This window comes from Streptomonospora alba (assembly GCF_000826685.1).
GTDB lineage: Bacteria > Actinomycetota > Actinomycetes > Streptosporangiales > Streptosporangiaceae > Streptomonospora > Streptomonospora alba.
This window is the reverse complement of the sequence record NZ_JROO01000042.1, coordinates 33,617-52,657: the sequence shown is the minus strand read 5'-3', so window position 1 is coordinate 52,657 and position 19,041 is coordinate 33,617. Positions and strand designations below refer to the sequence as shown.

Annotated in this window: 14 protein-coding genes; 6 read left to right on the top strand and 8 right to left on the bottom strand. The window is 70.5% G+C overall.

Going from position 1 to position 19,041, the window contains the following annotated elements; all coding sequences use genetic code 11:
- The first annotated feature begins 126 nt into the window (after positions 1–126).
- From LP52_RS20700 to LP52_RS20685, 4 genes are all read left to right on the top strand, one after another.
- Positions 127–1,419, top strand: coding sequence for an MFS transporter (locus LP52_RS20700; protein WP_040276021.1), 1,293 nt, complete (start codon positions 127–129; stop codon positions 1,417–1,419).
- Between the two features lie 464 nt (positions 1,420–1,883).
- Positions 1,884–2,756, top strand: coding sequence for an LLM class flavin-dependent oxidoreductase (locus LP52_RS20695; protein ID WP_040276020.1), 873 nt, complete (start codon positions 1,884–1,886; stop codon positions 2,754–2,756).
- Positions 2,757–3,423: 667 nt separating this feature from the next.
- Positions 3,424–5,247, top strand: a complete 1,824-nt coding sequence (locus LP52_RS20690; RefSeq protein ID WP_040276019.1) for an acyl-CoA dehydrogenase — start codon at positions 3,424–3,426, stop codon at positions 5,245–5,247.
- Positions 5,248–5,470: 223 nt separating this feature from the next.
- Positions 5,471–5,680 carry a DUF6458 family protein gene (locus LP52_RS20685; protein ID WP_040276018.1) on the top strand — a complete coding sequence of 70 codons (210 nt, stop codon included), beginning with the start codon at positions 5,471–5,473 and terminating at the stop codon, positions 5,678–5,680.
- 134 nt (positions 5,681–5,814) lie between these two features.
- Here LP52_RS20685 and clpB read toward each other — a convergent pair whose 3' ends face one another.
- The 5 genes from clpB to dnaK all read right to left on the bottom strand — a co-directional run bounded on the left by clpB (position 5,815) and on the right by dnaK (position 12,929).
- A complete protein-coding gene (gene clpB / locus LP52_RS20680) occupies positions 5,815–8,427 on the bottom strand; it encodes an ATP-dependent chaperone ClpB (RefSeq protein WP_040276017.1) in 2,613 nt (870 codons plus the stop codon).
- 160 nt (positions 8,428–8,587) lie between these two features.
- A complete protein-coding gene (locus LP52_RS20675) occupies positions 8,588–9,010 on the bottom strand; it encodes a heat shock protein transcriptional repressor HspR (RefSeq protein WP_040276016.1) in 423 nt (140 codons plus the stop codon).
- A gap of 5 nt (positions 9,011–9,015) precedes the next feature.
- On the bottom strand, positions 9,016–10,182 hold the full coding sequence (gene dnaJ / locus LP52_RS20670; protein WP_040276015.1) for a molecular chaperone DnaJ: 1,167 nt from the start codon (positions 10,180–10,182) through the stop codon (positions 9,016–9,018).
- Between the two features lie 133 nt (positions 10,183–10,315).
- Positions 10,316–11,047, bottom strand: coding sequence for a nucleotide exchange factor GrpE (grpE, locus tag LP52_RS20665; protein WP_040276014.1), 732 nt, complete (start codon positions 11,045–11,047; stop codon positions 10,316–10,318).
- A gap of 34 nt (positions 11,048–11,081) precedes the next feature.
- The gene (gene dnaK, locus LP52_RS20660) at positions 11,082–12,929 is read right to left on the bottom strand and encodes a molecular chaperone DnaK (RefSeq protein ID WP_040276013.1); all 1,848 of its coding nucleotides are present in this window, start codon (positions 12,927–12,929) and stop codon (positions 11,082–11,084) included.
- 533 nt (positions 12,930–13,462) lie between these two features.
- Here dnaK and LP52_RS20655 point away from each other — a divergent pair.
- Positions 13,463–15,622 carry a (Fe-S)-binding protein gene (locus LP52_RS20655; protein ID WP_040276012.1) on the top strand — a complete coding sequence of 720 codons (2,160 nt, stop codon included), beginning with the start codon at positions 13,463–13,465 and terminating at the stop codon, positions 15,620–15,622.
- A gap of 191 nt (positions 15,623–15,813) precedes the next feature.
- Here the strand turns inward: LP52_RS20655 and LP52_RS20650 are convergent, their stop codons facing one another.
- Positions 15,814–16,017: a hypothetical protein gene (locus LP52_RS20650; protein ID WP_040276011.1), complete on the bottom strand. Its 204-nt coding sequence runs from the start codon at positions 16,015–16,017 to the stop codon at positions 15,814–15,816.
- A 363-nt stretch (positions 16,018–16,380) separates the two neighbouring features.
- Between LP52_RS20650 and LP52_RS25905 the strand changes: the two genes are divergently transcribed.
- Positions 16,381–16,803, top strand: coding sequence for a hypothetical protein (locus LP52_RS25905; protein ID WP_157036413.1), 423 nt, complete (start codon positions 16,381–16,383; stop codon positions 16,801–16,803).
- A 46-nt stretch (positions 16,804–16,849) separates the two neighbouring features.
- Here LP52_RS25905 and LP52_RS20640 read toward each other — a convergent pair whose 3' ends face one another.
- A complete protein-coding gene (locus tag LP52_RS20640) occupies positions 16,850–18,061 on the bottom strand; it encodes an FUSC family protein (protein ID WP_040276010.1) in 1,212 nt (403 codons plus the stop codon).
- A 135-nt stretch (positions 18,062–18,196) separates the two neighbouring features.
- Entirely contained in the window at positions 18,197–18,745 is a 549-nt protein-coding gene (locus LP52_RS20635; protein WP_040276009.1) for a gamma carbonic anhydrase family protein, read from the bottom strand.
- Positions 18,746–19,041: the final 296 nt, after the last annotated feature.

Genomic DNA, 19,041 nt, shown 5'->3' with positions numbered 1-19,041 from the left:
GACTCCGCGGACGGTCCGCACGGGCGAAGCCGCCACGAGCGGGCGGACGCATGCGCGGATTCATCCGGTGATCGGGCATCCCCGGTGCCCGACGACTCCCCGTCTGCGAGAACCCCCACCGCCGCCATGACCAAGACCGCGACGAAGACGGCCGCGACCGGCGCTTCCTCTGTTCCCACCGAGCCCGTCGGCGGCGCCCGCGCCTGGCTCGTGTGGGTGATCGGCGTAGGCGTCTACTTCCTGGCGATGTTCCACCGCAACGGCCTGGGCGCTGCGGCGCTGCAGGCCCAGGAACGCTTCGACGCCGGTCCGGCGCTGCTGTCCATGCTTCCGATGCTGCAGCTGCTGGTCTACGTCGTGCTCCAGGTTCCCACCGGCCTGCTCGCCGACAGGATCGGCCCGCGCGTCTCGCTGACGGCGGGCTCGGTGCTGATGGCCGTGGGGGTGGCGCTCTTCGCCGTCGCGCCCTCCCTTGAGGCGGCCATCGCCGGCCGGGTGCTGATCGGCATCGGCGACGCCGTCACCTTCCTCAACGTCATCCGCCTCGCCGCCCTGTGGTTCCCCCGCTCCCAGTACGCGCTCGTCAGCGGGCTCACCGGAGTCGCCGGCGGGATCGGCCAGGCGGCCAGCGTCGCCCCCCTGGCGTTCGCGCTGCGGGGCATGGGCTGGACCGGGGCCTACCTCTTCTTCTCCGCCCTGACACTGATCATGGCGCTGCTCGTGGTGCTGGTGGTGCGCGATCGCCCTTCGAGCCGGCGGGCCGCGGCGTCCCATCCTCCCGTGCGCGCTCTGGAGAGCATCGGCGAGGCGCTGCGCAACCGCGGTACCCGGCTGGGCCTGGCCCACCACGCCGCGATCATGCCGCCCTACACGATGCTCGGCGTGCTGTGGGGATACCCCTTCCTCGTCGAGGGGATGGGGTTCCCGCCGGCACTGGCCGGCACGCTGCTCTCCGGCGTGGGCCTGTCCGTGCTGTGGATCTCCCCGCTGATCGGCGGGCTCGTCGGCCGCCGCCCCGGCATGCGGCGTCCGCTGGCGACGACGCTGGTGAGCCTCTTCGCCTTGGGCTGGCTGCTGGTGGTCGGCTGGCCCGGCGGACTGCCGCCGTCTTGGGTGGTGTTCGCGGTGCTCGTGGTCAGCGCGGCCGGCGCGGTGGCCGCTCCCGCGCTGTCGTTCGACTTCGCCCGCGACGGCCTGCCCGCCGAGCGCACCGGCGTGGCTTCGGGCCTGGTGAACATGAGCGGCTTCTTTACCACCGTGGTGGTGACCGTGGCGGCCGGCGTGGTGCTGGAGGCGGGTGCCGGGTTCCAGGCGGCGTTCGTGCCGGTGACGGTCACGACCGCACTGGCGGGCGCCGCACTGCTGGCCATGCTCTGGAAGCGTCGGCCTCGGGCGGCGCAGGAGGTCGTCGGCACCTGACGCCCGCCGATACCTCCGCTCGGAGGATCGCCCTGGGCCCGGTGGTCCCGGTCGCGGCGGTGGTCTTGGCGTGGGGCGGGCCCGGCGCGATCGTGCTGGGTGTGCGCAGGGTGCTGCCCGCCGAGCGGCAACGCAGGGGCGGCGGCTTCGTAGGCCGGACCTGCGTGGTGCGCACCGGCCGGGTGGATCGGGAGTTCGGCCTCGCCGAGATCTCCGGCGGCGACGGACCGGCGTCGCCGGTCGAGGTCCGCACCGCCGGCGGAGCGGCTGACCTCAGTAAGCACGGCGCTGATTCTCGACCAGGACGCCGCGGCCGGCGCCTACCGCGTCACCCCCTTCGTCGCCGCGCTCGATCCGGGCTCGCCGGACTGAGCGCGCCCGGTGCGCAGGGGGCTCGGCCGCGCTCGTCCCCGGACCCGGGAACGCCGTTGCCCGCCGGTATCGGGGCGCGGTAGGAACGGGGGATGACCACCCTCGGAGCCGTGTTCCGGCCTCAGCTTCCCCCTGAACGCCTCCGCCCCGTGGTCCGGGCGGCGGAGGACGCGGGCCTGGAGGAGTTGTGGCTGTGGGAGGACTGCTTTCTGGAGAGCGGTATCGCCGCGGCCTCCGCGGCCCTGGCCTGGAGTGAGCGCCTGCGGATCGGGGTCGGCCTGCTCCCCGTCCCGCTGCGCAACGTGGCGCTGACCGCCATGGAGGCGGCCACGCTGTACCGCCTGTTCCCTGACCGCGTCACGCTCGCCGTCGGCCACGGCGTCCAGGACTGGATGGCCCAGGTCGGCCGGAAGGCGGCGTCGCCCATGACACTGCTGGAGGAGCACCTTACGGCGCTGCGGGCGCTGCTGCGGGGCGAGCGCGTCACGACCGAGGGCCGCTACGTCCGCCTCGACGACGTCGCCCTCGACTGGCCGCCCGCCACCCGCGCCCCGATCCTCGCCGGTGCACGCGGCCCGCGCACGATCGACCTGGCGGGCAGCAGGGCGGACGGGACCGTTCTCGACTGCACAGCCGGACCCGACGAGGTGCGGCGGGCCCGGCAGCGGATCGACGAGGCCCGCGCGGAAGCGGGGCGGACCGACGACCACCGCGTGGTGTCCTACCTCCTCACCGCGACCGGGCCGGGTTCCGGCGAGCGGCTGGCGGTCGAGCTCGACCACGAGGGGATCGCGTCGGTGCCGGACGTCGCGGTGTCCGGGGATGCGGCCGCCGTCGCCCGCGCCGTCCGGCGCCGCGCGGATGCCGGAGCCGACACCGTCGTCCTCCAGCCCACCGCCGACGAGCCGGATCCCGAGGGCTTCGTGCGGTTCGCCGCTGAGGAGGTCCGCCCGCTGCTCACCTGACCGGAGCCCGCCGCCCTTGCCGATGCGCCGCCCTGGCGGGGGCGCCTCCCGTTCGGGCGGCAGCAGCGCCGCACCCGTACCTCCTCGGCGGTATGCGGCGGACCGTCGAAACGCCTGCCCTTGGCCGGGCTGTCCCCACCTTCGGCGAAGCCCACCGTCCGGCCGGTGCACGACGCGGAGAAGTCCGCTCTCCCGCCGGTGAACCGCGCCGCCTCGAAGGTCCCCGCGCGGCGGAGAACTCCCAGCCGGAGCTGGAACTGCCCCGGGGGGCGCCGGCCAGGCCGCTGCGCGTACAGCAGGCGGTGCCGGCCGTCGATCAGGCCCGCATCGCATCGGCCGCCCCGGCCGAGGAGTCCCGCATCGAGCCGTCGTTCCGGCTGCGGTGCTCCTGCCAAGCCACCGAAGAGGCTGCGCAGGCGGCACCGGTGCGCTTCGCGCTGAAATCCTCCTCGCCGCGGCCTGCCGTGATGGCGGCCGCGGACGGTTTCCGGCGGGCTCCCCATCGGAAGCGCGGTCGGCCTGGGGTGATCCGCTGGGTGAGAGGACTCTCTCCGAACGGTAGGCGGCGGGCGCTGGCGACCACTGCTACCGGGTAGTAACCTAGTCTTGTTACTAGTCAGTAGATCGCGTGTGCACACACAGCGGCCCGGACAAGCGGAGCGCGCCCATGTCGCATTACCAGAGCAATCTCCGTGACCTCGAGTTCAACCTCTTCGAGGTCTTCAAGCGCCAGGACGTGCTGGGTAGCGGCCCGTTCGAGGAGCTGGACGAGGACACGGCCCGCACCATCCTCGAGGAGGTCAACCGGTTGGCGACCGGCGTCGTCGCCGAGTCCTTCGAGGACTCCGACCGCAATCCGCCGGTGTTCGACCCCTCGACCAACAGCGTCACGGTGCCCGAGAGCCTCAAGAAGTCCTACAAGGCTTATATGGACGCCGGCTGGTACAACCTCGACCTTCCTCAGGAGCTCGGCGGCCTCAACGCCCCCCGCTCGCTGGCCTGGGCCGCCTCCGAGTTGATCCTGGGCGCCAACCCGGCCGTGCACATGTACTCCGCCGGCCCCGGCTTCGCCAAGATCCTCTACCAAGAGGGCAACGACGACCAGAAGCGCTTCGCCGAGCAGGCGATCGAGCGCGGCTGGGGCGCCACCATGGTGCTCACCGAGCCCGACGCGGGCTCCGACGTCGGCGCCGGCCGCACGAAGGCCGTCGACCAGGGAGACGGCACCTGGCACATCGACGGGGTGAAGCGCTTCATCACCTCCGCCGAGCAGGACATGACCGAGAACATCTTCCACCTGGTCCTGGCGCGCCCCGAGGGCGCCAAGCCGGGCACGAAGGGCCTCTCGCTGTTCCTGGTACCCAAGTACCTCGTCAACGAGGACGGCTCCCTGGGCGAGCGCAACGGCGCCTACGTCACCAACGTCGAGCACAAGATGGGCCTTAAGGCCTCCACCACCTGCGAGTTGACCTTCGGTGCCAAGCACCCGGCCATCGGCTACCTCGTCGGCGACAAGCACGACGGCATCCGGCAGATGTTCCTGGTCATCGAGCACGCCCGGATGATGGTCGGGACCAAGGCCATCGCCACGCTCTCCACCGGCTACCTCAACGCGCTGGAGTACGCCAAGGAGCGCAAGCAGGGCGCCGACCTCGCCAAGCAGGCCGACAAGACCGCGCCGCGCGTGCCGATCACCCAGCACCCCGACGTGCGCCGCAGCCTGATGACCCAGAAGGCCTACGCCGAGGCGCTGCGGGCCCTGGTTCTCTACACGGCCACCCAGCAGGACGCGGTGCAGATCGCCCAGCACGAGGGTGCCGACTACAGCGACACCGACGCGCTCAACGACCTGCTGCTGCCCATCGTCAAGGGTGTGGGCTCCGAGCGCTCCTACGCGCTGCTGTCGGAGTCGCTGCAGACCCTGGGCGGCTCCGGGTACCTGCAGGAGTACCCGATCGAGCAGTACATCCGCGACGCCAAGATCGACACCCTCTACGAGGGCACCACGGCGATCCAGGCGCAGGACTTCTTCTTCCGCAAGATCGTCAAGAACAACGGCGAGGCCTTCGGCCGCCTCGTCGGCGAGATCAAGGCGTTCGCCGAGGGCGAGGCCGGCAACGGGCGCCTCAAGCAGGAGCGCGCGGCCCTGGCCGATGCCGCCGGCAACGTCGAGAAGATGGTCGAGCACATGGTCGGCGACCTGATGCGCTCGGCCGAGCAGACCGAGGAGATCTACAAGGTCGGGCTGAACACCACCCGGTTGCTGATGAGCGCCGGCGACCTGGTGCTGGGCTGGCTGCTGCTGCGCCAGGCCGAGGTGGCCCTGAACGCGCTCGATGGCGCCGAGGGTTCCGACCGCGACTTCTACACCGGCAAGATCGCGGCCGCCGCCTTCTTCGCCGAGCAGATCCTCCCGCGCCTGGCAACCGAGCGCGAGATCGCCGAGAACGTCGACGCGGACCTGATGGAGGTCCCCGAGTCGGCGTTCTAAGAGCCCGGCCCCTCCGATAGACCGGAGGCCCCCTCGCTCCGGCGCGGCGATCCCGCCCCGGCATCCGCGGCCCGGTGCGCACGACCCTTGCGCACCGGGCCGTCGTGTGTCCGGGCACACCCTGACCGGATCCGGTGAGGAGCGGGGATTGTGGGATGCCGAGCGCTCGAACGGGTAGAGGTAATTGACGTGAGCCCAACGTGAGCGGTGCGGAGGAAGCCAAATGGGAATAGGACTCGGCATCTTCCTGGTGGTCATCGGGGCGGTGCTCTCGTACGGCATCACCACCGATATCGCCGGGCTCGACCTGGACGCCATCGGCATGATCCTGATGGTCGCCGGAGTGGCGGTGGTCGTGCTGACCCTCGCCCTGATGATGCTCCGCCGCGACCGCACCCGGAAACCGATCCAGGACGACTCCGACGTGATCTGACACCGGGGCGCCGCGCCGACCGGCGCGGCGACCTACGCTCGGAACCGAGGAAGCCCCCGAAGCGACGACGGCCCCGGCGGCGCACGCCGCCGGGGCCGCTGAGCCCGGTGTGCCCGCTGCGCGGAGCCCGGCCGTCAGGCGGTCGCGGGCTCCGCGGCGGCCGGGCGCACGCTGAGCGCGTCCCGGCCCTCGTCGAGGTCGACGACCACCGTGTCGCCCTCCGACAGCTCGGCCGAAAGCATCGCCTTGGCCAGCGGGTCGCCGATGGCCGACTGCACCAGCCGCCGCAGCGGTCGTGCACCGTAGACCGGGTCGTAGCCGGTCAGCGCCAGCCACTCGCGGGCGGCCGGGGTGACCTCCAGCTCCAGCCGCCGCTCGCTCAGCCGCGCGGCCAGCCGGTCCACCTGTAGATCGACGATGCGGGTCAGCTCCTCGGTGGACAGCGCCTCGAACACGATGAGGTCGTCCAGCCGATTCAGGAACTCCGGCTTGAAGGTGCTGCGTACGGCCGACATGACCTTCTCCCGCCGCTCCTCGCCGACCAGCGCGGGGTCGACGAGGAACTGCGAACCGAGGTTGGAGGTCATGACCAGCAGCGTGTTGCGGAAGTCGACGCTGCGCCCCTGGCCGTCGGTGAGCCTGCCGTCGTCGAGGACCTGCAGCAGGGTGTCGAACACCTCGATGTGGGCCTTCTCGACCTCGTCCAGCAGCACCACCGTGTAGGGCCTCCGGCGCACCGCCTCGGTGAGCTGGCCGCCCTCCTCGTAGCCGACGTAGCCGGGAGGCGCGCCCACCAACCGTGCGACCGAGTGCTTCTCGGAGTACTCGCTCATGTCGATGCGCACGATCGCGCGCTCGTCGTCGAACAGGAACTCCGCCAGCGCCTTGGCCAGCTCGGTCTTGCCGACGCCGGTGGGGCCGAGGAACAGGAACGAGCCGGTGGGGCGGTCCGGGTCGGAGATCCCGGTGCGCGCGCGGCGCACCGCGTCGGAGACCGCGGCCACCGCCTGGTGCTGGCCGACGAGGCGCCTGCCCAGCTCGTCCTCCATGCGCAGCAGCTTGGCCGTCTCACCCTCCATCAGCCGGCCGACGGGGATGCCGGTCCACGACGACACCACGTCGGCGACGTCGTCGGCACCCACCTCGTCCTTGACCATGGTCGGCTCCGCGCCGGTGTCCTTCTCCTCCTCCGCGTGGGAGGCCTCCTCCAGCTGCTTCTCCAACTGCGGGATCTCGCCGTACATCAGCCGCGACGCCTCGGTGAAGTCGCCGTCGCGCTGGGCGCGCTCGGCCTGGGTGCGCAGGTCGTCCAAGCGCTCCTTGAGCTCGCCGACCCGGTTCAGCCCGGCCTTCTCCTGTTCCCAGCGCGCCACCAGCGCGTTGAGCTCCTCCTGCCGGTCGGCGAGGTCGGCGCGCAGCCGCTCCAGCCGCTGCAGGGAGGCGGCGTCGGACTCCTTGCCCAGCGCCATCTCCTCCATCTTCAGCCGGTCGACGGTGCGCTGCAGCTCGTCGATCTCCACCGGGCGGGAGTCGATCTCCATGCGCAGCCGCGAGGCGGCCTCGTCGATCAGGTCGATGGCCTTGTCCGGCAGGAACCGGGCGGTGATGTAGCGGTCGGACAGCGTGGCGGCCGCCACCAGCGCCGAGTCCGCGATCTGCACCTTGTGGTGCGCTTCGTAGCGGCCCTTGAGCCCGCGCAGGATCGCGATGGCGTCGGCCGCCGACGGCTCGCCCACCTGCACCTGCTGGAAGCGGCGCTCCAGCGCCGCGTCCTTCTCGATACGCTCGCGGTACTCGTCCAGCGTGGTCGCCCCGACCATGCGCAGCTCGCCGCGCGCCAGCATCGGCTTGAGCATGTTGCCCGCGTCCATGGCGCCCTCGGCGGCTCCGGCGCCGACCATGGTGTGCAGCTCGTCGATGAAGGTGATGATCCGGCCGTCGCTCTCCTTGATCTCGTTGAGCACGGCCTTGAGGCGCTCCTCGAACTCGCCGCGGTACTTGGCGCCGGCCACCATCGCCGACAGGTCCAGCGCGATCAGCCGCTTGTCGCGCAGCGACTCGGGGACGTCGCCCGCCACGATGCGCTGGGCCAGGCCTTCGACCACCGCGGTCTTGCCCACACCCGGCTCGCCGATGAGCACCGGGTTGTTCTTGGTGCGCCGGGAAAGCACCTGCACTACCCGGCGGATCTCGGAGTCGCGCCCGATCACCGGGTCGAGCGCGCCCGAGCGCGCACGTCCGGTGAGGTCGACGCCGTACTTCTCCAGCGCCTGGTAGGTGTCCTCGGGGTTTTCGGTGGTGACCCGCCCCGGGCCCCGGACCCGGTCGAACGCCTCCAGCAGTGCCTCGGGCGTGGCGCCGGCGTCCTTGAGCAACCGGCTCGCCTCGCCGCCGTCGGCGGCCAGGCCCACCAGCAGGTGCTCGGTCGAGACGAACTCGTCCTCAAGCTGCTGGGCGCGCTGGGCCGCGGTGTTCACCGTGACGATGAGCTGGCGCGTGCTCTCCGGCGCGCCCGCCGAGCTGCCCGAGACCTTGGGCAGAGCGGCTACCGCCTGCTCGGTCTTGGCGGCGAGGTCGTCGGGCGACGCGCCGACCTCTTTGAGCAGCGGGCGGATGATCCCCTCGCCCTGGCCGAGTAGCGCGGCGAGCAGGTGTACCGGCTCGACCTGCGGGTTTCCGTCGGTCGTGGCACGCTGCGTCGCCGTCGAAACGGCTTCCCGGCTCTTGGTGGTGAGTTTGAAGTTCATGCGTCGCCGCCCCCTTCGAGCGATCGCTATGCGGTTGTGGATCGTGTTTCGCGGCCTGGAAGAGTGACGCCCGCCGGCGGGGCCGCCGCGGGATCGGTGCTTCGAACACAGGCCCTCCGCACCGGCCGCTGCGGCGGCCGGTGCGACGGTGTGCGGTCGGCTACTGGTCCTGCTCGGGCGGAGGCGACGTGTTGAAGATCGTCACGCGGGCGCGCCGCACCGGCAGCAGCTCGCCTCCGCCGGTCTCGCCGCCGGAGCGCCGCGCCACCGCCGACCGGGCCGCGTCGAGCTCGTTTCGCAGATGGAACACGTGCTCGCGCAGCTTCTCCACTTCGTCCTCCAGCTCGAGGATGCGCTTGATCCCGGCGAGGTTGATGCCCTCCTCCTGGGAGAGCCGCTGCACCTCCCGCAGAGTCCGTATGTCGCGCATCGAATAGCGCCTGCCCCGCCCGGTCGCCCGGCCCGGCGAAACCAGGCCGAGCCGGTCGTACTGGCGCAGGGTCTGCGGATGCAGTCCGGACAGCTCAGCGGCCACCGAGATCACATAGACCGGGATATCGTCGCCCAGTCCCCGATCGGTCATGACATTCACATCCCCTTCGCGCGCGTCTCCAGACCACTGCGCGGGTCTTGGTCCGCGGTCGCGGCACGGAACTTCTCCAGTGCCTCGCGCGCCTCGTCGTTGAGGCGATCCGGCACCGCCACGTCGACGGTCACCAGCATGTCGCCCGCCGTGCCGTCGCGCCTGGTCGCGCCCTTGCCGCGGACCCGGAAGGTGCGGCCGTTGGGAGTGCCCGGCGGGATCTTGACGGTGACGGGAAGGCCGTTGAGCGTCGGCACCCGCACGTCGGCGCCGAGTGCGGCCTCGGGGAAGGTCACAGGAACGGTGATCGTCAGGTTGTCACCGGACTTGCCGAACACGGGGTGCGCCTGCACATGTACCACCACATAGAGGTCTCCGGCCGGTCCACCGTGCTCGCCCGGCGCGCCTTTTCCCTTGAGCCGGATCCGCTGGCCGTCGGAGACGCCTGCGGGGATCCGGGCCTGGATCGTACGGGTGCTCTTGCCGCGTCCGCTGCCGCTGCAGGTGGGGCAGGGGTCGTCGACCACCAGGCCGCGCCCCTTGCACTCGCTGCAGGGCTCCGAGAGCGAGAACCCGCCCAGGTTCCGGTTCTCGTGGCCGGTGCCCGAGCAGTTCGGGCACACCCGCGGCGCGGTACCCGCCTTCGCGCCGGTGCCCCTGCAGGTGGGGCATGCGGCGTCGCTGCTGAGTTGGAACGAACGGGTGACCCCGGTGGCGGCCTCGCTGAAGGTCAGCCGTGTCTCGGTCTCGATGTCCGTCCCGCGCCGGGGCTGCGTCGTGGTTCGGCCGCGCCCGCCGAAAAGTCCGCCGAACAGGTCGCTCAGCCGCTCGCCCCCGCCGCCGCCACCGGTCGGGGCGCCTTGGCCCTGGCCGAACAGGTCGCCCAGGTCGAAGCCGCCGGCGCCGGTGTTTCCGCCGCCGGGCCGGTAGGAGCCGCCGAAGAGCGAACGGGCGTCGTCGTACTCCTTGCGCCGCTTCTCATCGCTGAGCACGTTGTAAGCCTCGGAGATCTCCTTGAAGCGCTCCTCGGCCTTGGGGTCGCCGGTGTTGGCGTCGGGGTGGTTCTCGCGCGCGAGCTTGCGATAGGACTGCTTGATCTCGTCCTGCGAGGCGGTCTTTGAGACTCCGAGGACCTTGTAATAGTCCTTCTCGAGGTAGTCCTTCGTGCTCATCGACGTTGCCTTCTCCCGCTTCGCGCTCTAGGTCCGATGTCCCCGGGAGCCGGTCCTCCGCACTCCGCCGCGGTGGACGGCCCGGTGGCCGCGTGCCCCGGGCGCCGCGGAGGCGCCCGGGGCCCGGGTACTGCTAGTTGTCCTCGCCGGTCCCGCCGGAGGACTCGGAACCGGGCTCCCCGCCGGAGGCGCCCGACTCGCCGGACTCGGCCGATGCCGGCGCCTCAGCGGCATCGTCCCCAGGTCCGGCGACCACCACGCGTGCCGGGCGCAGAACCCGCTCGCCGATGGTGTAGCCGGGCTGGAAGACCTCGATCACCGTGGGAACCGTGGCGTCGGGTGAGGGCACCATGGTCAGGGCCTCGTGGACGTTCGGGTCGAACTCGTCGCCCTGATCGCCGTACTTCCTCAGCCCGAGCTTGGTGACCAGCGCCTCCAGGGACTCGCCGACGGACTTGAATCCGCCGTTGAGCTCGTCGTGCTCGCGAGCCCGACCGATGTCGTCGAGGATCGGCAGGAGGTCGCCCACCACCTGGGCGGTGACCTGCTCGCGCAGGGCCGCCCTGTCGCGCTCGACGCGCTTGCGGTAGTTGGCGTATTCCGCCTGGGTCCGCTTGAGGTCGCTGGTCAACTCCGCGACCTGCTCGCGGGCCTTGAGGAGCTCGCCGCCCTCGGCGGTCTCGTCGATGACCACGGGCTCCTCGCCGGCGTCTCCGGCATCGACCGGGGTTTCGGGGGAGTCGGGGGCGGTGCCCTCGTCCTCCTCAGGCGTGCGGAGCTCGCCGGTCTCAGGATCGATACGCCGCCTGTCGCGGATCACCGGTCCCTGCTGCTCCTCGCCGTTGTCGTTCTCCGGCAGCGCCATTGGCTGCGCCTCCCTTGCCTTGCCTCTCGGCCGATCAGGCGTTGCCGTCCTTCTTCTCCTCGTCGACGATCTCGGCGTCCACGACGTCGTCGCTGCTGTCGCTGTCGTCCTGGGCGCCGGCCGGCGCGTCCTCGGAGCCGTCCGCCTGGCCCTGACCGTAGATCGAGGAGCCGATCTTCTGGCTGGCCAGTGCGACCTTCTCGCTCGCCTGGCGGATCACCTCGATGTCGGTGCCCTCCAGCGCCTTCTTCAGCTCGCCGACGGCGTCCTCGGTCTCGGTCTTGACCTCGGCCGGGATCTGCTCCTCGTTGTCCTTGATGACCTTCTCGGTCTGGTGGACGAGGGACTCCGCGTTGTTGCGGACCTCGGCCTCCTCGCGCCGCTTGCGGTCCTCTTCGGCGTACTCCTCGGCCTCGCGGACCATCTTGTCGATCTCGTCCTGGCTCATGGCCGAGCCGCCCGAGATGGTGACCGACTGCTCCTTGCCGGTGCCCATGTCCTTCGCGGTCACGTTCACGATGCCGTTGGCGTCGATGTCGAAGGTGACCTCGATCTGGGGCACGCCGCGCGGCGCCGGCGGGATGCCGGACAGGTCGAAGACGCCCAGCTTCTTGTTGTACTGAGCGATCTCGCGCTCGCCCTGGTAGACCTGGATCTGCACCGAGGGCTGGTTGTCGTCGGCCGTGGTGAAGATCTCCGAGCGCTTGGTCGGGATGGTCGTGTTCTTCTCGATGAGCTTGGTGAACACGCCGCCCTTGGTCTCGATGCCCAGCGACAGCGGGGTCACGTCCAGCAGCAGGACGTCCTTGACCTCGCCCTTGAGCACGCCGGCCTGCAGCGCGGCGCCGATGGCCACGACCTCGTCGGGGTTGACGCCCTTGTTGGGCTCCTTGCCGCCGGTCAGCTCCTTGACCAGTTCGACGACCGCGGGCATGCGGGTGGAGCCGCCGACCAGCACCACGTGGTCGATCTTGTCGACGCTGATGCCGGCGTCCTTGATGACCTGGTGGAAGGGCTGCTTGGTGCGGTCCAGCAGGTCGGAGGTCAGGCGCTGGAACTCCGCCCGGCTCAGCTTCTCGTCGAGGTGCAGCGGGCCCTCGGACGAGGCGGTGATGTAGGGCAGGTTGATGGCCGTCTCGCTGGAGCTGGACAGCTCGACCTTGGCCTTCTCAGCGGCCTCGCGCAGACGCTGCAGCGCCATCTTGTCCTTGGACAGGTCGATGCCGTTGCTGTTCTTGAACCGCTCGGCCAGCCAGTCGACGACCGCCTGGTCCCAGTCGTCGCCGCCCAGGCGGTTGTCGCCGTTGGTGGCCTTGACCTCGACCACGCCGTCGCCGACCTCGAGCAGGGAGACGTCGAACGTGCCGCCGCCCAGGTCGTAGACGAGGATGGTGGCCTCGTCCTCCTTCTCCAGGTGGTAGGCCAGCGCCGCGGAGGTGGGCTCGTTGATGATGCGCAGGACGTTGAGGCCCGCGATCGTGCCCGCTTCCTTGGTGGACTGGCGCTGGGCGTCGCTGAAGTAGGCCGGCACCGTGATTACGGCGTCGGTGACCTCTTCGCCCAGGTAGGCCTCAGCGTCGCGCTTGAGCTTCTGCAGTACGAAGGCGCTGATCTGCTGAGAGTTGAACGACTTCTCGTCGATCTCGGTCTTCCAGTCGGTGCCGATGTGACGTTTCACCGAGCGGATGGTCCGGTCGACGTTGGTGACCGCCTGGCGCTTGGCGACCTCGCCGACGAGCACCTCGCCGTTCTTGGCGAAGGCAACGACGGACGGAGTGGTCCGGGCGCCTTCGGCGTTGGCGATGACCGTGGGCTCGCCGCCTTCCAGGACCGAGACGACCGAGTTCGTCGTCCCCAGGTCGATACCGACCGCACGTGCCATGAGTTCGTTCCTCCGTCAGAGTTGAGTCTTACAGACGTAAGTTTGCTTCGCGGCTCGTCTACTGTCAAATCACTTGAGTCACGCCGACTCAACGCCTGTTGTCGCCTCTACAACGGCCGGGACCACGGCGTTTGTTCCCGCCGCGGCCTGCCGATCCCGGGATGTCCGGGCGGTCTCGGGGAGAGTTCAGGGGGCCCTCAGGGCCGGAACGGGCGGGACTCGGGGGTCGCGCGCTGGGACGCAGGACGGGAAGCCGGGAAGGTGGGGCTGCTCACACCGGCGCGGCGAGCCCGGTCCGAACTCGCGGGCGCGCGGGCGATGATGGAGGCGGGAGCGCGCCGCGCGCCGCCGTCGCGGTGCAGGTGAACCCGCCGATTCGCGGCGGCCCGTTGTCGCCTACCGTTGGGAGGCCGCGGCCTAAGCGTCCATGCCAGGGGCGACGGACCCAGTCGCCATTACCGGCTAGTAACATGCGGGGGACCTCCGATGTGTGGCGCATCGGGGCACGACAGCAGGATGGGAGGCCGCGGGCGATGCTCTACATCGTTCTGGGGATCATCACGACCCTCTTCGCCGTGGTCGGGGTCGCGATGTTCGCGTTCGGCATCAGCCGGATGGTGCGGACCATGCGTCTGGGCCGACCGGTGGAAAGCGAGCGCACGGGGCCCTTCGGCCGGCGACTGACGACCACGCTGCTCGAGGTGCTCGGGCACACCAGGATGCTCAAGCGGCCGTGGGTGGGCGTCGCCCACTGGTTCGTGATGGTGTCCTTCCCGCTGCTGGTGTTCACCGTGGCCGAGGCCCACGGCGAAGTGTGGGACCCGCACTTCCACCTGCCGCTGATCCACGACTGGACGGTCTACGGACTGGCCATCGAGCTGATCGCGGCACTGGGGCTGATCGCCATCGTGGGGCTGGCCCTCTACCGCCAGATCGCCGGGCCGCGCCGCCGCGGGCGCGACTCCCGCTTCGCCAACTCCGTGCACTGGACGGCCTACTACGTCGAGGCCTACATCGTCGCGCTGCTGGTCGCCATCTTCGTGATCCGCGGCTTCAAGGTCGCGATGGCCGATTTCCCCTTCCCCGTATGGGCCACGCCGATCTCGCATGCGCTGGGCGCCGTGCTGCCCGCGAGCGAGCCGGCTCTGGCTCTGGTCGCCGCGTTCAAGCTGATCATCTCCTGGATGTTCTTCATGGTCCTGGCCGCGGTGCTGACCATGGGCATCGGATGGCACCGCTTCACCGCGCCGTTCAACATCTACTTCAAGCGCGACCCCGAGGGCGGTCCCGCGCTGGGCGGCCTCAAGCCGATGATGGACAAGTCCGGCACGAAGCCGCTGGACTTCGAGGAGGCCGACCCCGACGAGGACCCCTTCGGTGTCGGCAAGGTCGAGGACTTCACCTGGAAGGGCCTGCTCGACTTCTCCACCTGCACCGAGTGCGGCCGCTGCCAGTCGCAGTGCCCGGCCTGGAACACGGGCAAGCCGCTCTCGCCCAAGAAGCTGGTCATGGACCTGCGTGACCACGCCTATGCCAAGGCGCCCTACCTGATGCAGGGCGTCACAGAGGAGACGCCCGACATCCACGACGACGTCCTCTCCCTGCTCGGCCAGCCCCTCGTGGGCACCGAGGAGGAAGGGGGCATCATCCACCCCGACGTGCTGTGGTCCTGCACCAACTGCGGCGCGTGCGTCGAGCAGTGCCCGGTCGACATCGAGCACATCGACCACATCATGGACATGCGCCGCTACCAGGTGATGATCGAGTCCAGCTTCCCCTCCGAGGCCAACACCCTGCTCAAGAACCTGGAGAACAAGGGCAACCCGTGGGGCATGGCCGAGGACCGGCGCATGGACTGGATGGCCGAGCTCGACTTCGAGGTCCCCGTCGTCGAGGACCGGCTCCCCGAGGGCACCGAGTACCTGTTCTGGGTGGGCTGCGCCGGTGCGCTGGAGGACCGCGCCAAGAAGACCACCAAGGCCATCGCCGAGCTGCTGCACATGGCCGGCGTGAAGTTCGCGGTCCTGGGCGGTATGGAGGCCTGCACCGGCGACCCCGCCCGGCGCCTGGGCATGGAGTACGTCTTCCAGATGCTGGCCCAGCAGAACGTCGAGACGCTCAACGAGGCGGGCGTCACCAAGATCGTGGCCAGCTGCCCGCACTGCTTCAACACGCTGGGCAACGAGTACCCGCAGTTGGGCGGCGAGTACGACGTCGTCCACCACAGCCAGCTGCTGGCCCAGCTGGTCGACGAGGGCCGGCTCACCCCGGTCCAGCCCATCGAGGAGAACATCACCTACCACGACCCCTGCTTCCTGGGCCGGCACAACAAGGTCTACACGCCGCCGCGGGAGATCATGGAGCAGGTGCCCGGCATCACCACCAAGGAGATGCACAGGCACAAGGAGCGCGGCTTCTGCTGCGGCGCGGGCGGCGCGCGCATGTGGATGGAGGAGCGCATCGGCAAGCGGATCAACACCGAGCGGGTCGACGAGGCGCTGACGACCGACCCCGACACGGTTTCGACCGCCTGCCCGTTCTGCCAGGTGATGCTGGGCGACGCCATCAACGAGAAGAAGTCCGCCGGCGAGGCCAAGGAGTCGCTGGAGGTCGTCGACGTCTCCCAGCTGCTGCTGCGCTCGGTCAAGCCCGACGCCGCTGCGAGCGAAGAGGAGCACAAGGAGAAGGCCTGACCTCGAACGTCCGGCCCGGGTCCGCGGACCCGGGCCGGACGGTCACCGCCCTCTCGGGGCCCGCGCGGGGCCGCGCCTGAGGAGGGGGAACGCACCGGAACGGCAGGACCGCGCTCCGGGAAGGCCGCCACCCGGGGCGCGGCCCTGCTGCGCCGGTCGGACCACCGCAGACGCGGGTCGGAACGCCTCGCTCAGCCCGCGTGATGCGCCTGGGCGGGGCGTCGGCGCATGCGGCGCCGCCTCTGCTCGGGGACCGGCGCGCGCACACCCAGCACGACGTCGATCTCCTCGTAGGTCAGCCGCCGGTCGGACCCGGCGACCGCGATCAGCAGTTCGGCGTAGAGTTCGATCTCGGCCATCGCCACATGGTCGTGGAGGCGCACGTCCGGATCCATTCGCGCCCACCTCCATCGACAGCACCGCGGGGGCGCGAACCGCCCGGGACCAGGGAACACGGCAGGTCCGACGATACGTATCCCCGGGTCGGAACGCCGACCAACGTGGGATCCCGCCGGAGACATCCCGCTGGATGCAGATTACGTCTGCGCGGTGCGCCGCCGCATGACCCAGACGAGCCATTCTCAGAACCACGTTCGGCTAGTCATCCGGTGGTAGGCACCCACCGGTGGAGCGCACCGACCGGACCGGCACGCGCGCCGAAGGAAACCGGTCCCGCCGCCGTGTCCGCCGCTCTCCGGACTGCCGCCTCACCGGGTGTTCCAGTGGTCTCGCAGGTCGCCGCGTGCGAACATCAGGGCGTGCATTATCACGGGTACTTCTGGCGCGGATCCGATCAAGACCGTTCGCGCAAGGCGCGCGACGCCCATATCGACGGCCCCCGGTTCGCCGACGCCGATGTGCCGCCCGTCAAGGCGTGCTGGTGGCTGCGCAAGCCCGCCGACCGGATCTCGGGCACCTGGGACGACGCCGAGTCCGCCGCCAAGTGGATGGTCTCCCGGTACGAAGGCGTACGCGGCGAGATCGACGCCGCGACAGCGTTCTGGGCGCCCGCCGACGACCGCTACGCCCCGGCCCTGCGCGACATCTCCGCGGGCCGCGACGTCACCTGGCAGTACCAGCTCGGCGGCGACGAGCGCGTCTTCGTCTCGGTCGTCGCCTGTACGCCCAACGAATGGGACCGCGACGCCCCCTGTCCGCTTGAGGGGGAGCGGGACGGCTGAAGCGCAGGGCTCTGCGGGGCGGGTGGTTGCGGCCCCGGCCCGCCGCTCAGTCCGAGGACAGCTCCCGGTTCACCGAGTCCTGGAGGAGTTCGGCGGTGTACTCGAACTCCTCCTGCAGGCGTGAGACCTCGACGAGCAGGATGCCGTAGGGGCTGGTCCGGTCGGTGATGATGAGCTTGATGTCCTCGGCACGCTCGGACAGGCGGTTCTCGCAGTCGCCGGACCGCTGTGTCAGCGAACTCAGGCGCTCGGCCTGCTCGACGAGCCGGTCCTCGTCCACCTCGCTCAGCTCTGCGGTGATCTCCGCCAGCGAGGCGAGGAAGTCCGCGTAGAGCCCGAAGAACTCGGTCCGCTGCGGTCCCTCGCTGGTATGGCACACCGACTGGTCGAGGGTGCGCGTCACGGATGCGAGCTGGTAGGAGACCCGGTCGAGGGCGTCGACCACGCCCGCATAGCCGGAGAACGACGGCGAGCGGCGCCGGAGCAGCAGGCGCAGCGGGTTGTAGTAGACGCTCTCCTTGGCGGTGCGCACCGCGCTCTGCGCCTCGGCGACAGTGGTGCCCATCCGGCTCGCGCGGTAGCGCCACTGGCCGGTGCGCTCCTGTCCGAGGTCGCCTTCGCGCAGCGGCGGGTGCATGTCCGACAGCAGGTCGCACATCGCGTGGGCGAGCGAGCGAACACCGTGTTCGGCGCTGCGGAACCGCATCGGCGGCATCACGACCAGGTTGACCAGCACTCCGATGCCGCAGCCGATGAGCACCAGCAGCAGGATCTGGCCGAGTTGGGCGGCGCCCTGGAGCGTGTCGCCCGCCGACACGTAGATGGCGAAGGAGAAGAACGCCGCGGTGACCACCTGCGAACCCTGCGACCCCAGCCGCGGCCACCGTCCGATGACCAGAGCGATCAGCGTGACCGCCGCGAACGTCGCTACGCCGGCCCCGGCCACGAATCCGATGAACCCTTGCACGGCGACCCCCGCTGCGACCGCGGCGAGGTAGCGCAGCGACTGGGCGATGGACTGGTAGATCGTCACCTGGATCATCAGCATCGCCGAGAACGGCGCGAACGCCGGCGCGGGTGAACTGAGCACGGTGTAGGAGACGATCCAGGCGAGCGTGGCCGCCAGCGTGCTCTTGGCGATGAGCAGCAGGATGGAGCGCTCGTACCCCTCGCTGCGGGCCCGCCTCAGCCACTGCTTGCAACGCGACCAGCGCCCGGTCTCCGCCGGTCGCCTACCACTCCACTCCGACGGCCCCATCGCCGTTCGCCCCCTTGACGAGCCGCACCTCACTGCCCCTGTAACCTGAAGACGGCTGGTCATGTGCGCCCCGACGGGGCGAAGTTCCGGTGCCGGGGGGTACGGCGGGGGCCTGCGGGGTGCCGCGTCCCGCATCTACCGCCTGTGCCTGGGGGCGCTGAGCCAGGTGACCTCGCGGTGGCGGTCGGCGTAGCGGGCGTACTTCTCCGGCGTCTCGGCGAAGCCCGCACGGTCCTCGTCGGTCAACTCGCGCACGACCTTGCCCGGCAGCCCGGCCCACAGCGTCCCGGCGGGGACCTCCTTGCCCGGCGGCACCAGCGAACCGGCCGCCACCAGGGCGCCTTCGCCGACGCGGGCGCCGCCCAGCACGATCGCGCCGATCCCGATCAGCGAACCTTCGCCGATCTCGGCGCCGTGCACCATCGCCTTGTGCCCCAGGCTCACCCGGTCCGCCAGCACCGCGGGCTCGCCGGGGTCGGAGTGCAGCCCGCACTGGTCCTGGATGTTGCACATCCGGCCGATGACGATGTCCTCGGTGTCGGCGCGCAGGACCGAGCCGTACCAGACACTGCTGCGGGCGCCGACGTGTACGCGTCCGACGACGACGGCTCCCGGGGCGATCCAGGCGTCGGGATGGATGTCGGGCTCTCCGAACGGGGCGTCTCCGACGAGCGGAGCGGACACGTGTACCTCCCTGGGCCGGGACCGGGACCGGGGCCGGGCGCCGATTCGCGCCGAGATGGCGCCTCCGGCCCCGCGCCGCTGTGAACGGGCATACCTTAGTAGTGGCGTGCGCACGGGGGCCGAAGCGGCGCGCCGCATGCGCAGGGGCGTCCAGGCTATTGAGCGGGAGGTGCAGCGGGCATTAACGTAGTCGCCTCCCCCCGTGTTCACTACGTCACACTTCGCACGCGATTCGGGTCTCTGTTGCGGTTTCCCATCACACCGCCAAGCTTGGGGAATGAATGTCATTGACGTGT